24 protein-coding genes are annotated in these 17,908 nt (G+C 39.0%); 15 read left to right on the top strand and 9 right to left on the bottom strand.

Features of this window, described 5'->3' with window-relative positions; genetic code table 11:
* The first annotated feature begins 53 nt into the window (after nt 1–53).
* On the top strand, nt 54–1,130 hold the full coding sequence (locus tag K7887_RS13210) for a YqcI/YcgG family protein (protein ID WP_223489764.1): 1,077 nt from the start codon (nt 54–56) through the stop codon (nt 1,128–1,130).
* Between the two features lie 201 nt (nt 1,131–1,331).
* Nucleotides 1,332–1,958 (top strand): nitroreductase family protein, encoded by a 627-nt coding sequence (locus K7887_RS13205; protein WP_223489762.1) that lies wholly within the window; start codon nt 1,332–1,334, stop codon nt 1,956–1,958.
* 51 nt (nt 1,959–2,009) lie between these two features.
* On the opposite strand, the gene K7887_RS13200 is transcribed toward K7887_RS13205, so the two are convergent.
* From K7887_RS13200 to K7887_RS13190, 3 genes are all read right to left on the bottom strand, one after another.
* Nucleotides 2,010–2,780 carry an alpha/beta hydrolase gene (locus tag K7887_RS13200; RefSeq protein ID WP_223489760.1) on the bottom strand — a complete coding sequence of 257 codons (771 nt, stop codon included), beginning with the start codon at nt 2,778–2,780 and terminating at the stop codon, nt 2,010–2,012.
* 129 nt (nt 2,781–2,909) lie between these two features.
* Nucleotides 2,910–3,332 (bottom strand): ferritin-like domain-containing protein, encoded by a 423-nt coding sequence (locus K7887_RS13195; RefSeq protein ID WP_223489758.1) that lies wholly within the window; start codon nt 3,330–3,332, stop codon nt 2,910–2,912.
* A gap of 108 nt (nt 3,333–3,440) precedes the next feature.
* Complete coding sequence (locus K7887_RS13190; protein ID WP_223493650.1) at nt 3,441–4,337, bottom strand: alpha/beta hydrolase; 897 nt, start codon at nt 4,335–4,337, stop codon at nt 3,441–3,443.
* Between the two features lie 175 nt (nt 4,338–4,512).
* On the opposite strand from K7887_RS13190, the gene K7887_RS13185 reads away from it, so the two are divergent.
* On the top strand, nt 4,513–5,250 hold the full coding sequence (locus tag K7887_RS13185) for a nucleotidyltransferase domain-containing protein (protein ID WP_223489757.1): 738 nt from the start codon (nt 4,513–4,515) through the stop codon (nt 5,248–5,250).
* Between the two features lie 45 nt (nt 5,251–5,295).
* On the top strand, nt 5,296–5,694 hold the full coding sequence (locus K7887_RS13180; RefSeq protein ID WP_223489756.1) for a VOC family protein: 399 nt from the start codon (nt 5,296–5,298) through the stop codon (nt 5,692–5,694).
* Nucleotides 5,695–5,723: 29 nt separating this feature from the next.
* Here K7887_RS13180 and K7887_RS13175 read toward each other — a convergent pair whose 3' ends face one another.
* Both K7887_RS13175 and K7887_RS13170 read right to left on the bottom strand, forming a co-directional pair.
* Nucleotides 5,724–6,485 (bottom strand): class I SAM-dependent methyltransferase, encoded by a 762-nt coding sequence (locus tag K7887_RS13175; protein WP_223489755.1) that lies wholly within the window; start codon nt 6,483–6,485, stop codon nt 5,724–5,726.
* Nucleotides 6,478–7,023, bottom strand: coding sequence for a GNAT family N-acetyltransferase (locus K7887_RS13170; protein ID WP_223489754.1), 546 nt, complete (start codon nt 7,021–7,023; stop codon nt 6,478–6,480). Before K7887_RS13170 ends, K7887_RS13175 begins: the two co-directional genes overlap by 8 nt.
* A 131-nt stretch (nt 7,024–7,154) precedes the next feature.
* On the opposite strand from K7887_RS13170, the gene K7887_RS13165 reads away from it, so the two are divergent.
* Nucleotides 7,155–7,526: a VOC family protein gene (locus K7887_RS13165; protein ID WP_223489753.1), complete on the top strand. Its 372-nt coding sequence runs from the start codon at nt 7,155–7,157 to the stop codon at nt 7,524–7,526.
* A 54-nt stretch (nt 7,527–7,580) separates the two neighbouring features.
* Here the strand turns inward: K7887_RS13165 and K7887_RS13160 are convergent, their stop codons facing one another.
* Together K7887_RS13160 and K7887_RS13155 are read right to left on the bottom strand one after the other, a co-directional pair.
* A complete protein-coding gene (locus tag K7887_RS13160; RefSeq protein ID WP_223489752.1) occupies nt 7,581–7,766 on the bottom strand; it encodes a hypothetical protein in 186 nt (61 codons plus the stop codon).
* Between the two features lie 37 nt (nt 7,767–7,803).
* Nucleotides 7,804–8,139 (bottom strand): hypothetical protein, encoded by a 336-nt coding sequence (locus K7887_RS13155; protein ID WP_223489751.1) that lies wholly within the window; start codon nt 8,137–8,139, stop codon nt 7,804–7,806.
* A gap of 164 nt (nt 8,140–8,303) precedes the next feature.
* Here K7887_RS13155 and K7887_RS13150 point away from each other — a divergent pair, with 164 nt between their 5' ends.
* Nucleotides 8,304–8,855, top strand: a complete 552-nt coding sequence (locus tag K7887_RS13150) for a hypothetical protein (protein WP_223489749.1) — start codon at nt 8,304–8,306, stop codon at nt 8,853–8,855.
* Between the two features lie 68 nt (nt 8,856–8,923).
* Nucleotides 8,924–9,832 (top strand): aminoglycoside phosphotransferase family protein, encoded by a 909-nt coding sequence (locus K7887_RS13145; protein WP_223489747.1) that lies wholly within the window; start codon nt 8,924–8,926, stop codon nt 9,830–9,832.
* 205 nt (nt 9,833–10,037) lie between these two features.
* On the opposite strand, the gene K7887_RS13140 is transcribed toward K7887_RS13145, so the two are convergent.
* Nucleotides 10,038–10,253, bottom strand: a complete 216-nt coding sequence (locus tag K7887_RS13140; protein WP_223489746.1) for a hypothetical protein — start codon at nt 10,251–10,253, stop codon at nt 10,038–10,040.
* A 146-nt stretch (nt 10,254–10,399) separates the two neighbouring features.
* Between K7887_RS13140 and K7887_RS13135 the strand changes: the two genes are divergently transcribed.
* Nucleotides 10,400–10,726, top strand: coding sequence for a YnfA family protein (locus K7887_RS13135; RefSeq protein WP_223489745.1), 327 nt, complete (start codon nt 10,400–10,402; stop codon nt 10,724–10,726).
* Nucleotides 10,727–11,134: 408 nt separating this feature from the next.
* On the opposite strand, the gene K7887_RS13130 is transcribed toward K7887_RS13135, so the two are convergent.
* Entirely contained in the window at nt 11,135–12,055 is a 921-nt protein-coding gene (locus K7887_RS13130; protein ID WP_223489743.1) for a hydroxymethylglutaryl-CoA lyase, read from the bottom strand.
* Nucleotides 12,056–12,202: 147 nt separating this feature from the next.
* On the opposite strand from K7887_RS13130, the gene K7887_RS13125 reads away from it, so the two are divergent.
* The 7 genes from K7887_RS13125 to K7887_RS13095 all read left to right on the top strand — a co-directional run bounded on the left by K7887_RS13125 (nt 12,203) and on the right by K7887_RS13095 (nt 17,900).
* Nucleotides 12,203–13,387 (top strand): acetyl-CoA C-acetyltransferase, encoded by a 1,185-nt coding sequence (locus K7887_RS13125; RefSeq protein ID WP_223489741.1) that lies wholly within the window; start codon nt 12,203–12,205, stop codon nt 13,385–13,387.
* Nucleotides 13,388–13,407: 20 nt separating this feature from the next.
* Nucleotides 13,408–14,097: a CoA transferase subunit A gene (locus K7887_RS13120; RefSeq protein ID WP_223489739.1), complete on the top strand. Its 690-nt coding sequence runs from the start codon at nt 13,408–13,410 to the stop codon at nt 14,095–14,097.
* 18 nt (nt 14,098–14,115) lie between these two features.
* On the top strand, nt 14,116–14,778 hold the full coding sequence (locus tag K7887_RS13115) for a CoA transferase subunit B (RefSeq protein ID WP_223489738.1): 663 nt from the start codon (nt 14,116–14,118) through the stop codon (nt 14,776–14,778).
* 636 nt (nt 14,779–15,414) lie between these two features.
* On the top strand, nt 15,415–15,648 hold the full coding sequence (locus K7887_RS13110) for a hypothetical protein (protein WP_223489737.1): 234 nt from the start codon (nt 15,415–15,417) through the stop codon (nt 15,646–15,648).
* A 222-nt stretch (nt 15,649–15,870) separates the two neighbouring features.
* Nucleotides 15,871–16,566: a Type 1 glutamine amidotransferase-like domain-containing protein gene (locus tag K7887_RS13105; RefSeq protein ID WP_223489736.1), complete on the top strand. Its 696-nt coding sequence runs from the start codon at nt 15,871–15,873 to the stop codon at nt 16,564–16,566.
* A 15-nt stretch (nt 16,567–16,581) separates the two neighbouring features.
* On the top strand, nt 16,582–17,391 hold the full coding sequence (locus tag K7887_RS13100; protein WP_223489735.1) for a PP2C family serine/threonine-protein phosphatase: 810 nt from the start codon (nt 16,582–16,584) through the stop codon (nt 17,389–17,391).
* Nucleotides 17,392–17,417: 26 nt separating this feature from the next.
* Nucleotides 17,418–17,900 (top strand): NUDIX domain-containing protein, encoded by a 483-nt coding sequence (locus tag K7887_RS13095; RefSeq protein ID WP_223493649.1) that lies wholly within the window; start codon nt 17,418–17,420, stop codon nt 17,898–17,900.
* The last annotated feature ends 8 nt before the right edge of the window (nt 17,901–17,908 follow it).

Here is a 17,908-nt window from a genome sequence, read left to right as displayed (position 1 = left end):
AGATTTGTTCGTATTTATAATTAGTCTTTGCTTAACTAAAGGGGGGAGAATGGATGCAGCAATTAGACCTGGAAGTACTTTATTCATTAAAGAATGTTCCTCCATGGGGGAGGCAAGTTTTCTCGGAATTCTCAAACGATATGTTGTCTGAAACCCGGCCGTTTCCATGTGTATTCGGGGTAGAAGGGTTTAAACAGGGCTCGCTTCGTTTTGCTTTTATTGAAAGTCCAACAAGTTCAAATGCAATGGAGGACTTGGCAGATGCTTTAAAATTATATCTTGAAGAAGCGAGGGAACTCGGGAAGAATACATCGTTTGTTGCATTCTTTAAGCCGGAGGAGAAAAAAACGTTAGAACAGTATGAAATACAATTTTGGAATATACTCCAACACTTACATCAGCTGGATGAAAAGGAATGGCCGGAAAATATCCCAACAGATCCAAATCATTATCTATGGGAATTTTCTTTTCATGATGAACCAATATTCGTTGTTTGCAACACTCCTGCACATGAAAAACGAGCAAGTAGGAGAGCTTCAACGTTTATGATCACTTTCCAGCCTAGATGGGTGTTTGACGGTATAAATGGCGAGACGCAAATTGGTAAGTTATTTCAAAAAACAGTCAGGGATCGTTTGGAAGTGTATGATAGTGTATCGGCTCATCCTTCGCTTAACTGGTATGGTAAAACAGAAACGAGAGAATGGAGGCAGTACTTCTTAATGGATGATAATAATGTGGAGACATCAAAATGCCCATTTCACGCGTCGTTGGAAAAGGAGAATAATAATACGTCAGGGGTTACTTATTCATTCCCTTCAGACTTTAAAGAGTTTCGAGTAGAAAGAGGGGTAGGAGGTAGTCTTGAAAAAATAACAATGGAACTATTACCGATCAAGGGAACAGGATATGTGGAAGTACAGAAAGACGAACCGTTCAAAGCCCATCCTACTCATACCCACCCAACAAATGAGGTCTTACATATTTTGAGTGGGAGTGTATCAATGGAAGTGGGAGGCGAGCTTATTACCTGTCAGGAAGGGGACCGGATTTACTTACCAAAAGAAACGTTACACGGATCTTTAGCCGGCATTGATGGATGTTTGTATGTCATTGCAGTATTAAAATAATCGCTAACTCCATTCTTTTTTCGGGATGGAGTTTTTTTTGTTGAAAGGGGAAAAATATAAAATGATTGGAGTTATTCCATTACTTTCAAATGGTAGATGAAACTTCCAGTTATCTCGAATGCATACATTTTGACATTGAGATATTCTTGTGATAAAAATATAAAGTAATCAAACTCAACTAGAAGAAGGAGTGATTTCTTCATGAATAACACAACTACTAAATCAGCAATCGAAACGATGAAAGAACGTCATTCTGTGCGTAAATACACGCAATACGATATGCCTCAAAAGGATCTTCAAGACATATTAGAGGCAACCATTACTGCACCATCTTCATGGAATCTGCAGCATTGGAAATTCCTTGTCATTCAATCTGACAGTCAGAAAGAGAAGCTTTTACCAATTGCCTACAACCAGCAACAAGTAGTCGACAGTTCCGTCACAATTGCGGTGTTAGGTGATCTTGAAGCAAACCACAACGCGGAAAGAGTGTATGGGGAAGTGGTGAACAAAGGATTTATGACTCCTGAGGTAAAAGAAATATTAACAAACCAGATTCACGGTGCTTATACAAATGACCAGTTTGCACGTGATGAAGCGGTAATGAACGCGTCGCTAGCCTCTATGCAATTGATGCTTGCAGCCAAAGAAAAAGGCTATGACTCAGTGCCAATGGGTGGATTTGATAAAGTAGCTTTCAGAAAAGAATTTAACATCCCTGAGCGTTATGTCCCTATTATGTTAATCTCTGTTGGTAATTCAGCTGCAGAGGCACATGGAACATTACGTTTCCCATTAGATGAAGTTGTAACGTATGAAACATTTTAAATAACAATATGAAAAGGACAAAAAGGACTCACCGGTTGAGTCCTTTTCGTTTTAGTTATACAAAAACTCAAACATGGCAGGAAGCCTCTTGCGCCAAGCAGCCTCGTTATGAACTGCATCCTCTACCACATCAAAGCGTACCTTCCCGACCTTCTTTACCAATAAATCAAATACACTTTGACTGGAGTCGATATATATTTGATGATTGATAAAAGAAGTATCTTCTTTCGTTCCGACATCTAAATAAAATCGTTCAACCTCATTTAAATCACTTTCTCGTATGTATGCTTCTATTTCACGTTGATTAATCCAATAGGCAGAGGACAGGGATGCAATCCGTTTGTAGATATGAGGGTATTTGCATGCCGCATATGTTGAAATAAGTCCACCCATGGAACTTCCGGCCATTGCCGTTTCTTCTGGTAGTGTACGGTATTTTTCATCAATCAAAGGCTTTAACTCAAAAGTTAAGTAATCAATATATTCTTTTCCTTTACCACCTGTAAGGTTCTCATCATTGAGGAGCTTTTGTCCCAACTCTCTATTTTCCCATGGTGCATATTCGTTGAAACGTTCAAAACCTTCATGGTTGCAATCTATACCCACCACAATAATCTCAAGATCTGACTCTTGTTCTAAAAAGTCTTTGATCCCCCAGCTGACCCCAAAGCTTGCTTCGCTATCGATAAACAAATTTTGTCCATCGTGCATATACAATACAGGATATCGCTTGTCCGTTTTTTCATAACCTTTTGGTAACAGGACACTTACTCGTCGCTCTGATTGAAAAGGGGTGATAGTTACGGTGAAATATTCCAGCATGCTTAACTACTCCTTCATATTTTTATTTCTTTTATTATATTAGTAAATATTGGAGTAGGGTAGGGGATTTTAAAACAGATTTCTAAAAAATTAGAGGACAGTCGCAACCGCACCGTCCTCGTTCGTTCCCTATTTCAAGTGTTTTTTCAATAATTCAATATGCTGCATATGCTCCTTCAATATGGACTGGACCATATTCTTACTCTCCAAATCAAGGTCACCCTTCACAAACTCTGCCATCATATCGGAGCCGAATTCCTCGCCATGGATAGCGCCTTCAATAATGGCTCGAGAATCCTTCGGGTAGCCCTTTACCTGTTGTACTCTCTCCTGAAAAGCTCCTACCAGGCCTACATCATCGATCGCTTCGCCACCCAAGTTTTGAATTCTTTCTGCAACAAATATGGCATGCATCTTATGGTTTTGCTGGATCGTTTGCAAATCTTTCTTTATCGCTTCATCCTGTGTGTTTTTAATATAATGTTCATACGCATGAATGCCCATGAATTCACCTTCCAAAAAGGCGTTTAATTCCTTGATTTGCTCGTCCATTCCTTTCACTCCTTCAAAATTGTCGCTATCTTTATGATTCAATTAACAATAGGAAATTATTCTAAGAACAAAAAAGGAACAACCACCGGTATGGTTGCTCCTTACGTATTACTCTTTCATGCCAAAACCAATTTCCTCCAAAAATTCATCAATCGCTTTTTCGTATTCCTCGCGATTTTCCGTGTAGCTCATCGCATGCATTCCGTTTCTAGCAACATACAACTGCTTTTTGCCTTTTTTCTTTTCAAAAAGTTGCTGTGTCATCATAATCGGAATAAAGTCATCAGGTTCACTGTGGATAAATAAGACTGGATTCTCGATGTTTTCAATAACATTGATGGGTGAGACATCCCGGATGGAGTACTTATCTCTTATGCGTAAAAAAGTATTGGCAATTGGCATGACAAGCTGCTTGGGAATTTTGAAATCTGCTTTCAAACGGTAGGTCAGCTGTTCCTCAAGATCAGAAAAAGGACAATCAGCGATGTAGAAATCTGCACCGTCTTCAATTCCTCCAGCATACATGAGCAGTGTTGCAGCACCCATGGATTCCCCATGGATCCCGATGGTTGCTTCACTTCCTGCATGTTCCCGAACCCAATCTACGACCGCTTTTAAATCATGCTTTTCATAAAAGCCATAGCTTGTTGTCTTCCCACCGGATTTACCATGTCTACGATGATCATATAATACGACATTCCAGCCTCTTTCAAGGAAGATATTCATGTATTTAATCGAATTGAGGGTGTTCTGTGTAACACCATGACTGAAAATCATATAACGGGTTGAACCTGGTACATCAAACATTTCCCCGTAAATATTGTATCCAAGTGGGGAGGGGATGGTAAGTTCTCTTTTAGGTAACTTCAAATAAACATCTTCTTTAAAGTGGCCGAGCAGTTTTTCACGCTGGAGAATTTCTTCGTTTGTTTTTTTACGAATGTACATTACTTTATTGGTGAAAAAAATACCGACAAACAGGATATAGGAAAGTAAAATGCCCATAACAATCAATACGCGTTTTAGCTGTTTCACCGTAAAAACCTCCAAAAGGATATATAACCATAGTTTAACATTTGGATAAGCCGGATGGGAAATGAGAGGGGAGAAGAGAGAGAAATTTTATCTAATAATGGATGTATTTTTATGATATGCTTTTGGGAAAAGAGGTGATTAAAGGATGAAAGTAGATCATCTACAACGATTACCTGCAATGGAAGCTGCAAAGAAAATCATAAAAAAATTTTTTCCTGATTGTAATGGGGCGATACTCGCGGGTAGCGTGGTCCGTCGACAGGAGAGTCCCACGTCAGACTTGGATATTGTGGTCTTTGATCAAAAGTTACCCGCTTCATACAGGGAATCCTTCGAAGAATTAGGATGGCCGGTTGAGTTATTCTGCCATAACCTAGAGTCCTATCAAGCATTTCTTAAAAGCGATTGCGAAAGGGCACGACCATGCTTGCCAAGAATGATTGCAGAGGGGATTGTTCTAAAGGATAAGGGTATTTTAGATGATATAAAACAAGAGGCAAAAACACTTTTACATGCTGGACCAGAAAAATGGGACGTATCAACAATTAAGTTGAAACGATATTTCCTTACCGATGTTTTAGATGACTTTATAGGGACTACGAATCGGTCTGAGGGAGTATTTATAGCCGGAACACTTGCTGAACTTGCAGCAGAATTTGTTTTAAGAACTAATAATAGATGGATCGGTTCTTCCAAATGGATTCATCGTTCTCTTGTAGAATTTGATGTTGACTTTGCAGGAGCATTTACGGAAGCGTTTGATTTATTTTATACCACCAATGATAAGAGCAAAGTTATACATATTGTAGAGGAAATATTGGAACCTCAAGGTGGTAGGTTTTTTGCTGGGTTCTCTTTAGGAAAGGGAAGCTCAGACAACTAGTGATATACTAGTGCTAAATTACATTAGAGAGGTCGTGTAACCAAGATGAAAATATCAGACTTACATCATGTCAGCCTTGCAGTAAATGATGTGGAAGAAGCAAAAAACTTCTACGGAACACTCCTTGGGTTTCCTGAGTTAAAAAGACCAGACTTTGACTTTCCTGGTGCATGGTATGAGGTTGGGAATTCTCAGCTTCATTTAATAGAAAATAAACAGGCAGAAACCTTGAGGCACAAAGATCATATCGACAGTAGAGATGGTCATTTTGCCATCAGAGTAGAAGATTATTATCAAACGGTGGAATTCCTTGAAAGTAAAGGCATTGAAATAGTACAAAAACCTCATAGCAAAAGCGGTTTTGCACAAATCTTTTGTATGGATCCTTCCAATAATTTAATTGAATTTAATGTAGACCAGAAAGACCTTACGGAGAAGGAGTAGCCAACGATTAGTTGCTACTCCTTTTTAAACTATATTTTTCGGCAAACATAGATCATTTGGGGACTTTTAGGAGTTAATGAACCCTTCTTCCAGTCCCCATATTCATGTAATATCCTAAATCCATGCACATTAATAAGACGTCGCATTTCCAATGGGAAAACATAACGCAATGATATTTTATCGTTCTCTACCGATGCTACATTTGTGCCTTTGAAAAATCTTCTTTCTGTCTCGCAGTGAAGTATCTGTGTCATAGGATTATACGTTTCTTTATGATACTCTCTCACCCGCAAACCATTAGAATGCTTAAAATGCTCTTCATACTCATCCACTTTTGATAACTCCTCCATAATCGGATTTCTTGTATCAAAAATGAATATCGCTCCATCTTCTAGGTGTCGGTGGACGGATTGGAAAAGTGCATCTTGTACCTCATTGGTCAAGAAATGTTGAAAGGAGTTACCACACATGAACATTAACTTAGTGGATTGTTTAAGAGATAACTGAGTGCAATCCTGTAAGAACCATTGAATGGTTAAATTTTTATCAATAGCCTTGGCCTTTGCCTGTTCGAGCATGCCTGCATGAATGTCCACTCCTATCATTTCATGCCCTAGTTCTGCTATTGGAACTGTCAATCTACCCGTTCCGCACGCTAATTCAACTATCGGTCCATCTGCAGGTGCCCATTCAAGAATTAAAGGTAAGTCTATTAAAAAATTCTCGTGTTTATGGTCATATTCATTTGCATCTGCATATTTTTCCAGATTATCACTGTAAATATTATTCATTGTTTTCCGCCTTTTTGTTTCTTAAAACTGTAATAAACCCATCTAAAATCTCATGACTTACAAAAAAGCCCTTTCGCTTATAAAACTCAAGTGCCTGCTCATTCCCATTTGAAACAAAAATAAAATAATCTTCTACTTGATCAAAGTTTTGTAGCCAATCCATGGACATTGAAAACAGCTTTGAACCAATTCCGTATTGGCGATATTTATCCTTAATGTAGAATTGAGACAAACATCCAACATGAGTTTTTTTAACAGTATTCATGTCAAAAAAAGTGGCGAAATCAGAGGAATAGACCTCTTTTGGAGAAATGTTTGAATAAACATAGCCAATGACTTCATCCTCATCTTTGACTACTAACACAAAATTGTGTTGAGCTTTTTCTACAGAGGGAACTAACCTAGTTTCATATGTCATGTTATCGAAACGTTCAGGTGTAATATACGCCAATGATTTCTGGTATACCATTAACTCATTACATATTTCTTTGCAAATTTCTAATCTATCACTAGGTACTTCTTCATATGTAAAATTCATCTATATCTCCCCCTATAGATTATTATAAAATAAATTAAATGAAAATTCTCTACTTTCTCTTTCCGTATTATTGATATAATAGAGTGGAAAATCTTAAACGGCTAGGATATTCCTATCCAGGGGGAGGAACGATGAAACTAGGCGCATTTTCAGTTAGTTTAACAGTTAAAGACATCCATAAATCAAAAGAATTCTATGAGTGTCTCGGCTTTGAAGTATTGGGAGGGGAAATCAGCCAAAATTGGTTGATTATGAAGAATGAAAGTTGTGTGATTGGGCTTTTCCAAGGGATGTTTGAGAAAAATATTTTGACATTTAATCCAGGCTGGAATCAAAATGCAGAGAACTTGGATGAATTTACAGATGTCAGAGTCCTTCAAAAGAACCTTAAGGAAAAAGGAATTAAAATCCTGACAGAAGCAGATGAATCAACTAAGGGACCGGCCAGCCTCACAATAGAAGATCCAGATGGCAACCCTATCTTAATTGATCAGCATAGATAAAAAAGGTCGACTTGTATGGAGAGTTTATCCCTCAAACAAGTCGACTTTGTTATTTTACCGATTAAAAATTTCGTCCCAACTATTTACCATATCCCAAGAAAATTTCGGCAACGTTGAAAATATATTTTGGTCGGTTACCATGGCTGCAACTACAATTGACGTTAAAAAGAAACCTGTTATTACAATTAAAAACGCATAAGTTTCTAAGGATTTTTGTAACTCAGTTTTCTGATTCATCATCTTTCCTCTTCTCTGTGATTTAGTGTCTAATAAATATCTAAATCACTGTAAAAGAGAGATAGCCACCTTGGTAAAAGTATGGCGTAAGGAATAGGTGGGGTTTTGCCGAAATATCTTCTCTGATTGAATGCTTGTATGGAAAATGATGAATATCTATTGAAAAAGAAGATGAGGATTCAGAGGTAATGTCCTTCTTCTTTTTTTGCCAGCCATTTGTACTAGGAGCCTGAACTGCTGGTTCAATTTGCATATCATTATGAGCGGAAATGGTGTCACTGGATAAAGGAAAAGAGTGTGCAACTTCTCCATACGCCAAACAAGGAAAGGATAGAAATAAGATAGCTATAATTATGTAAAGGCGTTTTTCCATCATAATCACTTTCCTTGTTAGGTTAATTTTTATTTAAGGATAATTTTACTCCCATAAAATGCAGAAGGCAATATCAGAAGAAGACTGTCGTGAAAATAAAAAAATATGTAATTTTATGTTAAAATTGTTATAGATTAATAGAAAAAGAATTAAAAAGGGGAGTTTGGATGGTTGACGGTGTTCTTACCTTAAAGTTTCTAATTAGTTTGATTGTATTTGGAGTATTACTAGTCGGTGCGGTTAAGCTACTACTACGCAAAAGCCGGTTCGGACCAATATCTGTAGCTTTGGTAACACTTGTAGGAGGTTACTATCTGTATGACCAAATGATATCCACTACGTCTGATGCTACGGTGCTTGACGAAGTTCATGAGGATAGTGAGATACGGCATTTGGAAATTAGAAAGCTAGAATTTGAGACAAGTACATATTCATTCAAGAAAAGGATTCTGATTGAAGAAGAGGAGACGATTCGAGAGATATTAAAAGACTTGTCAGGTCTGGAGTTAAAAAAGGAACTCAACATGGAACCAGGTGGAGCGGAGTATGTGCTAAATTTGCTGGTATCTAATCCAAAAGATAATTTGATTGAAACAAGCAATATCCAGATTACAGTAGGAGAAGAGTATATTGATGATTATTATCAAATAGTGAGCGACAAGGATCATCTAAAGACAATCAAAGAGTTGGAACGGGATTTAGAATGGGAGAAGGAATAAGGGGACCGATATAAAGTTATAAGGGATAATATAATGTCCATACGCGTTATTAAAGGGGATGTGGCTAATTGGTTAAAATTATTGAGCAAGAAATTCCGTTCATGAGAGAAGCAAACAGTGTACAGCAACTTACCAAGGGGTTTTCTGATGATCAGAAGTTCGTAATTGATGATAAGTACCTTATCCGTCTTTTTCCTATAGAAGATGCTAATCATAGAAGGAAAGAATTTGAAACAATCTCTATGTTATCCTCACTCTCGGATTTGGTGCCAGAAGCAATAGAATTTGGTGTACAGGAAGCCCTAGGATTAGCTTATATGGTATTGTCATATCTGCCAGGTAAAGATGGAGAAGAGGCGTTAAGTAGTTTGTCAGAAAGCGAGCAGTATCATGTTGGCTTTCAAGCGGGGAATGAACTAAAAAAATTGCATGAATATCCTGCTCCTGAAGGAACCGAACCATGGAACATACATAAGAAAAGAAAAAGTGACAGATACATAGAAGAATTAAAGCTACTAGAGGATTTAGACACGAGAGTTGTCAATAAACTCATAAGCTATATAAAATTAAATGAGTACTTAATGGAAGGCCGCCCTAACAGATTCCAGCATGATGATTTTCACCCTAGTAATATTATTGTAGAGAGGAAGGAATTCAATGGGTTTATTGATTTTCAGAGAATGGACTGGGGAGACCCCATACATGACTTACAGAAACTAGGCTTCTTTGGAATAAAGGTTAGTGTTCCTTTTTCCATTGGTGCCCTTGATGGATATAATGGTGGAGAGAAAATTAGTGAGGAGTTTTGGCAGCTATTTGCTCTTTATAGTGCGATGCATGTAGTTTCATCATTCGTGTGGGGAAAGAAGATGGGAGACGAGCAGTATGATCTATTGTCCCGATATGCGATGGATGTCTTGGGGGATCATGATGATTTTAGGGAGAATATGCCTCGTTGGTATAGGGATATGAGGTAGGGAGAGAGGTTCTATTAGACAGAGTATTAGGTTCAGGTCGTGCTTCGGTCGTATAGGGCGCTTCTATTGGACAGAACGCTACGTTTTGGTGATGCTTCGGTCGAATAGAACGCTTCTATAGGACAATTCAACATGATCGGAAGGTGCTTCGGTCAAATAGTATCAAAAAAGAGGTTCTTCCATTGAGAACCTCCATGTTTTGAACTTATTTCTTCTTCTTTTTTGATAAGTCTACAAATCCTTTTTTCACTACTTTCTCTAAGGCTACATGAACATTAATGTGACGGTCATCAACATGAGTCACACTTAAGACTCTCCCTTTTCTTCCCTTTATCCTTAATTCCTCATCCACATTCGGAAACTCTTTCCGGTACTGACTTAATACAACGTTCTTATTTTCCATAAAATAAACGAAATACATAGAGATCTCACCTGTTTCATTTAGAATGGGTTATAGGAGTTCGCTCTTATAACGCTTTTTACAAAATATGTTTGTGTGCATTGATTTAGACCTCATTTGGAAGTATGGTAAATAGAATTGAATTGATTACTTAGGGAGTGTTTAGATTGATACATGCTTTTGCTTTGTTTATTGGGGCTGGAATAGCTGAAATAGGTGGTGGCTATTTAATATGGCTTTGGCTGAGGGAAGGGAAATCTGCTTATTTGGGATTGGCTGGAGGGATTGCCCTAGCTCTATACGGTGTCTTAGCAACGTTTCAAAGTTTCCCTTCATTTGGTAGGGTATATGCTGCATATGGAGGAGTGTTCATTATTCTTTCGGTACTGTGGGGATGGGGCGTTGATAGGAAGACACCAGATTTTTATGATTGGGTTGGAGCGGCGTTTTGTTTGGTCGGAGTGGGTGTCATGTTATTTGCACCTAGGAGTTGAGGATTGGTATGGGGACAATGTTTGGGGGGATTCTGACTTAGAGGGGTTCATAGCAGTTCAATGAGGACAATGTTGGTTAAATTCTGAGTTACCAGGGTTCATAGAGAGTCTATGAAGACAATGTTCCTATTAAAATTCAATCAGCGTTATTTATACATAGTAAATATCCAAAAAAAGAAACTGCTAGCAAAAAAACCGCTGCAGTTTCCTTCAAAAAATTATTGCTCCGAATTCTGACGCTTAGTCGGATGGCTCGCGCGTTCCACTTCTTCAGCAGAAACAACTTGCTTCGCGCTCTCAGCGTTAGGCTGACCCTTTTGGCTGGGACCATTATGGTTATTATGCTTGGACATATAGGACTCTCCCTTCCTTATTCTCCCTAATTAATGTGAGTAAGGGAGCAAAAATTTATACACCAGGAGGGACAGCTGTTCCATTTGCTTGTACAAGTTTATAATATTGGCTTTCATATTGCTTATCTAAATGTGGTAAGAGGTTCTCTAATGCTCTTACGACACGCTTCAAGTTGATCCCAGTTTCAATGCCCATATGCTCAAGCATATAGACGACGTCCTCTGTTGCCACATTTCCGGATGCTCCCGGTGCAAAAGGACAGCCACCAAGCCCGCCTGCTGAGGTGTCAAAACGGTTCACACCAGCTTGAAGCGCAGCAAAAATATTTGCCAGAGCCATACCACGCGTGTTATGGAAATGGGCGGTTAACATTACCTCTTCAAGTACTTCTTTTAACAAAGTGAAAAGGTCAAAAGATTCCTTTGGATTCGCCATTCCAACTGTATCTGCAACGCTCAATTCATCCACACCAAAAGCAACAAAGCGCTTACACAAAGCAAGGACATCCTCCATGGCTACTTTCCCTTCATAAGGACAATAAAATGAAGTTGAAATACATGCACGCACAAAATACCCTTGATCTTTTAATTCTTTTACTAAAGGTTCCAATTCCACCAAGCTTTCCTCGGTAGTTTTATTAATATTTTTTTTATTAAATGTATCGCTTACCCCTACAAAAACAGCGGCATTTTTACATGAAGTGCTTCTTAATCTCTCAATCCCTTTCTGGTTTGGTACTAACACAAAATTTCTGGTCTCACTGTCATTGCAACTTTCAATGATAGTAGCGGCATCTGACATTTGTGGTACCCACATTGGAGAGACAAAGGAGGTTAGCTCCATCTCCGGAATTCCTGCTTTTTTCAATTCTCTTATGAATTCAATTTTCGCATCCGTTGGTACAAATGTTTTCAAATTTTGTAACCCATCACGAGGGCCGACTTCGATAATTGTGGCTTTGGACGGCAAGTTCATAGTTGTTTCCCCCTTCACGAATAATTTCTCCCATCTTTAATTTTATGGAATAGAGGGTACTAAAAGCAAGAATAATAGAAATTTTATAAAAAAAGAAGGATTTTCGACATGAATCTAGAAATTAATCAGTCGAGAGGAGAGGAAATTATGTCGAATAAAGAAGTAGTTATTGTAAGCGCTGTCAGAACAGCGATTGGAAGTTTTGGTGGGGCATTTAAAGATGTTTCCGCTCCACAGTTAGGATCCGTTGTCATTAAAGAAGCGCTCGCGAAAGCCGGGCTTGCACCAGATAGTGTAGATGAAGTAATCATGGGAAATGTTCTGCAGGCAGGTCTTGGTCAGAATCCTGCAAGACAAGCGGCGATGGCAGCTGGCCTTCCTCAAGAAGTATCTTCCATGACAATCAATAAAGTCTGTGGATCGGGGTTGAAAGCAGTTCACCTTGCCACACAAGCAATCCTAGCTGGGGATGCAGATATTGTCATTGCCGGTGGGATGGAAAATATGTCTCAAGCTCCTTACTTATTAAAAGGTGCTCGTGATGGGTTCAAAATGGGCGATCAGAAGTTAGTCGACACCATGGTGGCGGATGGATTGACTTGCGCATTTAATGATTACCATATGGGAGTGACAGCTGAAAACCTCTGCACTCAATACGAATTAACGCGTGAAGAACAAGATGAATTTGCTGCAAACAGCCAACAGAAAGCAGTTCAAGCAATCGAAGACGGCAAGTTCAAAGACGAGATTGTTCCTGTAGAAGTGAAAAAGAAAAAAGAAATTCTGACGATAGATACAGACGAATATCCTAGAAAAGGAACCACAGCAGAAAAGCTTGGCGGATTGCGTCCTGCTTTTAAAAAGGATGGTTCTGTTACAGCTGGTAACGCATCCGGGATAAATGACGGAGCTGCGGCAGTAGTGGTAATGAGCAAGGAAAAAGCAGAAGAGCTTGGAATTAAACCACTCGTAAAAATCGTTGCAAATGCAAGCAGTGGGGTGGATCCAAGCATCATGGGAATCGGTCCTGTTACTGCCGTAAAAAAAGCGATGGAAAAAGGCGGCCAGTCCATGGAAGAAATGGACCTGGTGGAAGCAAATGAAGCTTTCGCAGCTCAAGCACTGGCGGTAGGAAAAGAATTGCAGTTTGATCCAGAAAAGCTGAATGTTAATGGCGGTGCAATTGCCTTAGGTCACCCGATTGGTGCAAGCGGGACAAGAATCTTGGTAACACTTATCCATGAAATGAAACGCCGTGAAGCGAAAAAAGGTCTTGCAACATTATGTATCGGCGGCGGACAAGGTGTCGCTACCATAGTAGAAAACATATAAAGAGAGAGGTGCAACTTAAGATGAAACCAGTTTATACATCCTTTACGGAAGCGGTGAAAGACATCCATGATGGGGCTACCATCATGGTCGGAGGATTTGGATTATGCGGCATACCGGAAAACTTAATTCTTGCACTTGTGGAAACAGGAGTAAAAGATTTAACGGTCATTTCCAATAACTGCGGTGTTGATGAATGGGGTCTAGGACTCCTATTGAAAAACAAACAAATTAAAAAAATGATCGGCTCCTATGTTGGCGAAAACAAAGAATTTGAGCGTCAAGTATTGTCTGGTGAGCTTGAAGTAGAGCTAACACCACAAGGTACACTTGCGGAGAAAATAAGAGCGGGCGGAGCGGGAATACCTGCATTCTACACACCAGCAGGAGTTGGAACACCGATTGCGGAAGGCAAGGAAGTCCGTGAATTCAACGGAAAAGAATACTTACTTGAAGAAGCATACAGCGCTGATTTTAGTTTAGTGAGAGCAACCAAAGCAGACAAAATGGGGAACCTCATCTATAACAAAACGGCTCGCAACTTTAACCCGATGATTGCTGCAGCAGGAAAAGTGACCATTGCTGAAGTGGAAGAGCTTGTAGAAATCGGTGACTTAGATCCAAACTTAATACAGACACCAAGTATTTATGTTCAACGACTAATAGTAGGTCAGCAAGAAAAGAAAATCGAACGTGTTACCACAAGAGACTAGCAAGGAGGGGAACAAACGATGACAACTATTAATAACCGCGAAAAAATAGCAAAAAGAGCAGAAAAAGAAATAGAGAACGGCTACTATGTGAACCTTGGAATCGGAATGCCCACTCTTGTGGCGAATTACATATCCGATAACAAACAGGTAGTCCTGCAATCAGAAAACGGCCTTTTAGGCATCGGTCCATACCCGACAAAGGAAAATGTGGATGCAGATCTAATCAATGCCGGAAAAGAAACCGTAACGGCTATCCCTGGAGCAGCCTATTTTGATAGCGCAGAATCATTCGCAATGATTCGTGGGGGCCATGTTAATATCGCAATCTTAGGTGGCATGGAAGTGAGCGAAAACGGTGACCTTGCCAACTGGATGATCCCAGGCAAAATGATCAAAGGCATGGGAGGCGCAATGGACCTTGTGCATGGTGCCGAGCGTATCATCGTCATTATGGATCACGTCAACAAAGCAGGAGAAGCAAAAATCTTAAAAGAGTGCACATTGCCTTTGACCGGTAAAGGTGTGGTGGACCGTATCATCACAGACCGGGCAGTAATGGATGTAACCGAGCAAGGTTTAAAGCTTGTGGAAGTCGCAAGCGGCTATACTGTCGAGGATATCCAGAACACGACGGAGCCTACGTTGATTGTGGATGAGCATGTGAAACTTGAGGCTTTTTAAGATTTATAACATAAACAGGAGGGAGCACAAATCCTTCCTGTTTTTTTATTGTTTGAGAAATATTAGATGGTGCAATGCTGGATTCGTTGGGATGAAGACCTCGGTGACGAGGAAAAAGGAGAAGAGAAGTCCTCATAGCTGTTATGAAGACTTCACTGACAAGAGATCAGGAGGAGAGAGGTCCTCAAAATCGTCCCAAGAGATTAAAATCTTACTTAGGACAAGGTTTTGGGTCCCGTTAGCTATATTGTTCTTGAATTAATACCTCCATCTTCTAGCATAAAGAACCACTATGGCCAAAATTATTAGTCCTCCTATAAAGAATGGACCTACACCAGAACTATAAACAACATAAATCCTAACGTGACGTACAACATTAACAACAACGAATAGCAATAAGATTACACCTAACAATAGGATAATTTGATTATGATTATTCTTGTACAAAGCAATCAGCCCCTTGGTTGAAGCTTGGGTAATGATTAGGAAGGAATAACTCCTTATAAAACACTATGTTAACTTGATCTTGTATTATTCTGAAAGTTGCATTCGGGTCTTTTCACCTATAAAATAATGATGATTTGTACATGATATCTTATAGACATGCTATAATAACAAAAAGGGAGGTGAGCTAAAGTGGAAAATGAACTTTTGAAACAAATCCTGCAAGGAATCAATGAGATGAAGGTAGACATAAGCACGTTAAAGAATGACGTTGATACGTTAAAAACTGAGTTCAAAGATTATAAAGATGAATACCGTCGTGATATGAAAAAGATCGATTTACGTCTTAATGCCACAAACGAAAGACTTGATTCATTTAAATTTGATACAGATCTTCTAATTGAGAAGAACGCCAAAGTAAGATAACCATCAAAAAGCTTCTTAACATCCCCCCCTAAAAATTACACCTCTAGCATAATATCTTCATTAGCACAAAATATCATTTAACTAGTTAGAACACCGGACATAGTTTCGGTGTTTTTTTGCGCACATTGCTCTATAATGAGATAATTCTAAATTATCTAGGTTTACTATATGGTACAATATACCATAAATGACTCGGAACACTTTCAAAGGAGAGAATTGATTATGAAACAACTGATCGCCCTCGGTGGAGGAGGCTTTTCAATGGAACCTGAGAACCCATTGTTAGATCGTTATATCCTCCAACAATCAGGTAAGCCCACACCTAAGATATGCTTTATTCCCACTGCAAGCGGTGACGCGGATAATTATATTGCTAGGTTTTATCAGTTTTTTGAGAAGCAGGTATGTGAACCGTCCCATCTTTCTCTTTTTAACCCTCCTACGAGAGACTTTGAAACTTTTTTATTAGAAAAAGATATTATCTATGTCGGAGGTGGCAACACTCGAAATCTATTAATACTGTGGAAAGAATGGAGACTAGACGTCATTCTGAAAAAGGCATATGACAAAGGTGTCTTACTTGCCGGTATTAGTGCAGGGTCCATTTGTTGGTTTCAAGAAGGTGTGACTGATTCCTTTGGGGATGTATTAGAACCTATTCAGTGCTTAGGCCTCTTAGAAGGTAGCAATTGTCCTCATTATGATCGGGAAGTTAAAAGGAAACCGTCTTATCAAGAATTGGTGGCAAGTAAAAAAATCATTCCAGGTATTGCAACCGATGATGGTGTTGCCCTTCATTATGTGAACAATAAACTCGAGCATATTGTTAGTTCAAGACCAAGTGCAAAAGCATACAAAGTTTTTTTCAATGAAAAACTTATTGAAGAAGAGCTTCCAACAAAGTATTTAGGGAGTTAAGAGAGGGATGCAACAGTGGTAAACAAACTGAGTTGGGTAGGAAGCAATAAACATTTCGTGGACGAAATTAATGTATCGAAAGTTGGTGAAAAGGTAGTTCTCGGTCGTTTTGGCGGGAATTCCACCGCAGGACAATACAAAAATGAGGATGGGTGTTTAATCTGGTGTGATGATAAACAAGATTGGGAGTTTGTGATTTTACTAGATGCTCATTTTACAGCGGAAAGTTCTGAGTTGGTTATTTCAACAATTGAAAAGAATGAACAAAGGTTTTTGGACATTTTTACATTGCCAGTAAAACGTTTATTTACAAGTCTGAATGCTTTGATCTTGGATATCTTTCAAAGCGAGAGTTTCATACTGGAGTGTGAGAATGTTCAGGGAGAGACAGCTTGTTTATTTGCATTGCGCAAAGAGAAGTATTTATGGTGGTTCTCAATAGGGGACTGTCTGTTGCTTTTACATCATCCTGAACTTGAAGAGTTAGGCGAATACCAACAGAACCACCGCAGCTTTTATGAATGGGTGGGTAGAGAAAGTACATTCAACAAGGACGTTCCTTGCTATAGCACGGGTGTGAAGGAACTGCGAACTGGTGAAAATCATATTTTCATGACTACTGACGGGTTAGTGGAATGCCCAAATACTTCCTATAGCAGCCCCGAAAATATTTACCGCATATTTCAAGGTGTCGCTACATGTGAGATAGGAGTCAGGAAACTACTGGAGGATATTCAATCAAAAAACGTTAGAGATAGTACAACAATTGTTTCTTGGATTATACATAACAATCTAATGGCAACCATTCCAAGCGACTTAAAATAATATTAAAAAAGGTAGGTACTTCATTGATGTCATTTCATATTAGAGTAAGAGCTGGCGCTTTGATAATACAGGACGACTCTATTTTATTGATTGAATTTCATGATGAAAATGGATTGCATTATAATTTGCCTGCTGGAGGTACAGAGCCAGGGGAGACGGTAAAGGAAGCTGTAAGAAGAGAAGCGAAAGAGGAGGCGTCCTTAGATGTGGAAGTTGGCCCATTGGCCTTTGTTTATGAATATGCCCCTCACTTAAACAATAATAAGTATGGAGACACGCATTCTTTGGGATTGATGTTTGAATGCAATATAAAAGAAGGTTGTAAACCAAGAATGCCAGCTGACCCAGATCCTAATCAGACAGGAGTAAAATGGATTCCTTTAACCGAATTGGATAAAGTGATTCTATATCCGAATATTAAGGAACACATTCTTGCTTATGCAGAGAATAAACGCAGCGTTGAAATTATAGAAGAGCAAGATTTGGAGGAGTACCTAAAAGATAAATAGGAGTCGGT

Origin of the sequence: Sutcliffiella horikoshii (assembly GCF_019931755.1) — a bacterium.
Lineage (GTDB): Bacteria > Bacillota > Bacilli > Bacillales > Bacillaceae_I > Sutcliffiella_A > Sutcliffiella_A horikoshii_E.
This window is presented reverse-complemented; position numbering and strand designations above follow the sequence as displayed.

What these genes read in the sequence shown, in the direction of transcription:
- K7887_RS13130 (WP_223489743.1), bottom strand. Translation starts at nt 12,055, where the DNA reads ATGAACTTGCCGTCCAAAGCCACAATTATCGAAGTCGGCCCTCGTGAT.
- K7887_RS13140 (WP_223489746.1), bottom strand. Translation starts at nt 10,253, where the DNA reads ATGTATTTCGTTTATTTTATGGAAAATAAGAACGTTGTATTAAGTCAG.
- K7887_RS13165 (WP_223489753.1), top strand. Translation starts at nt 7,155, where the DNA reads ATGAAACTAGGCGCATTTTCAGTTAGTTTAACAGTTAAAGACATCCAT.
- K7887_RS13120 (WP_223489739.1), top strand. Translation starts at nt 13,408, where the DNA reads ATGAAACCAGTTTATACATCCTTTACGGAAGCGGTGAAAGACATCCAT.
- K7887_RS13200 (WP_223489760.1), bottom strand. Translation starts at nt 2,780, where the DNA reads ATGCTGGAATATTTCACCGTAACTATCACCCCTTTTCAATCAGAGCGA.
- K7887_RS13175 (WP_223489755.1), bottom strand. Translation starts at nt 6,485, where the DNA reads ATGAATAATATTTACAGTGATAATCTGGAAAAATATGCAGATGCAAAT.
- K7887_RS13150 (WP_223489749.1), top strand. Translation starts at nt 8,304, where the DNA reads ATGGTTGACGGTGTTCTTACCTTAAAGTTTCTAATTAGTTTGATTGTA.
- K7887_RS13170 (WP_223489754.1), bottom strand. Translation starts at nt 7,023, where the DNA reads ATGAATTTTACATATGAAGAAGTACCTAGTGATAGATTAGAAATTTGC.
- K7887_RS13190 (WP_223493650.1), bottom strand. Translation starts at nt 4,337, where the DNA reads ATGGGCATTTTACTTTCCTATATCCTGTTTGTCGGTATTTTTTTCACC.
- K7887_RS13180 (WP_223489756.1), top strand. Translation starts at nt 5,296, where the DNA reads ATGAAAATATCAGACTTACATCATGTCAGCCTTGCAGTAAATGATGTG.
- K7887_RS13210 (WP_223489764.1), top strand. Translation starts at nt 54, where the DNA reads ATGCAGCAATTAGACCTGGAAGTACTTTATTCATTAAAGAATGTTCCT.
- K7887_RS13160 (WP_223489752.1), bottom strand. Translation starts at nt 7,766, where the DNA reads ATGATGAATCAGAAAACTGAGTTACAAAAATCCTTAGAAACTTATGCG.
- K7887_RS13115 (WP_223489738.1), top strand. Translation starts at nt 14,116, where the DNA reads ATGACAACTATTAATAACCGCGAAAAAATAGCAAAAAGAGCAGAAAAA.
- K7887_RS13095 (WP_223493649.1), top strand. Translation starts at nt 17,418, where the DNA reads ATGTCATTTCATATTAGAGTAAGAGCTGGCGCTTTGATAATACAGGAC.
- K7887_RS13205 (WP_223489762.1), top strand. Translation starts at nt 1,332, where the DNA reads ATGAATAACACAACTACTAAATCAGCAATCGAAACGATGAAAGAACGT.
- K7887_RS13155 (WP_223489751.1), bottom strand. Translation starts at nt 8,139, where the DNA reads ATGATGGAAAAACGCCTTTACATAATTATAGCTATCTTATTTCTATCC.
- K7887_RS13195 (WP_223489758.1), bottom strand. Translation starts at nt 3,332, where the DNA reads ATGGACGAGCAAATCAAGGAATTAAACGCCTTTTTGGAAGGTGAATTC.
- K7887_RS13125 (WP_223489741.1), top strand. Translation starts at nt 12,203, where the DNA reads ATGTCGAATAAAGAAGTAGTTATTGTAAGCGCTGTCAGAACAGCGATT.
- K7887_RS13185 (WP_223489757.1), top strand. Translation starts at nt 4,513, where the DNA reads ATGAAAGTAGATCATCTACAACGATTACCTGCAATGGAAGCTGCAAAG.
- K7887_RS13105 (WP_223489736.1), top strand. Translation starts at nt 15,871, where the DNA reads ATGAAACAACTGATCGCCCTCGGTGGAGGAGGCTTTTCAATGGAACCT.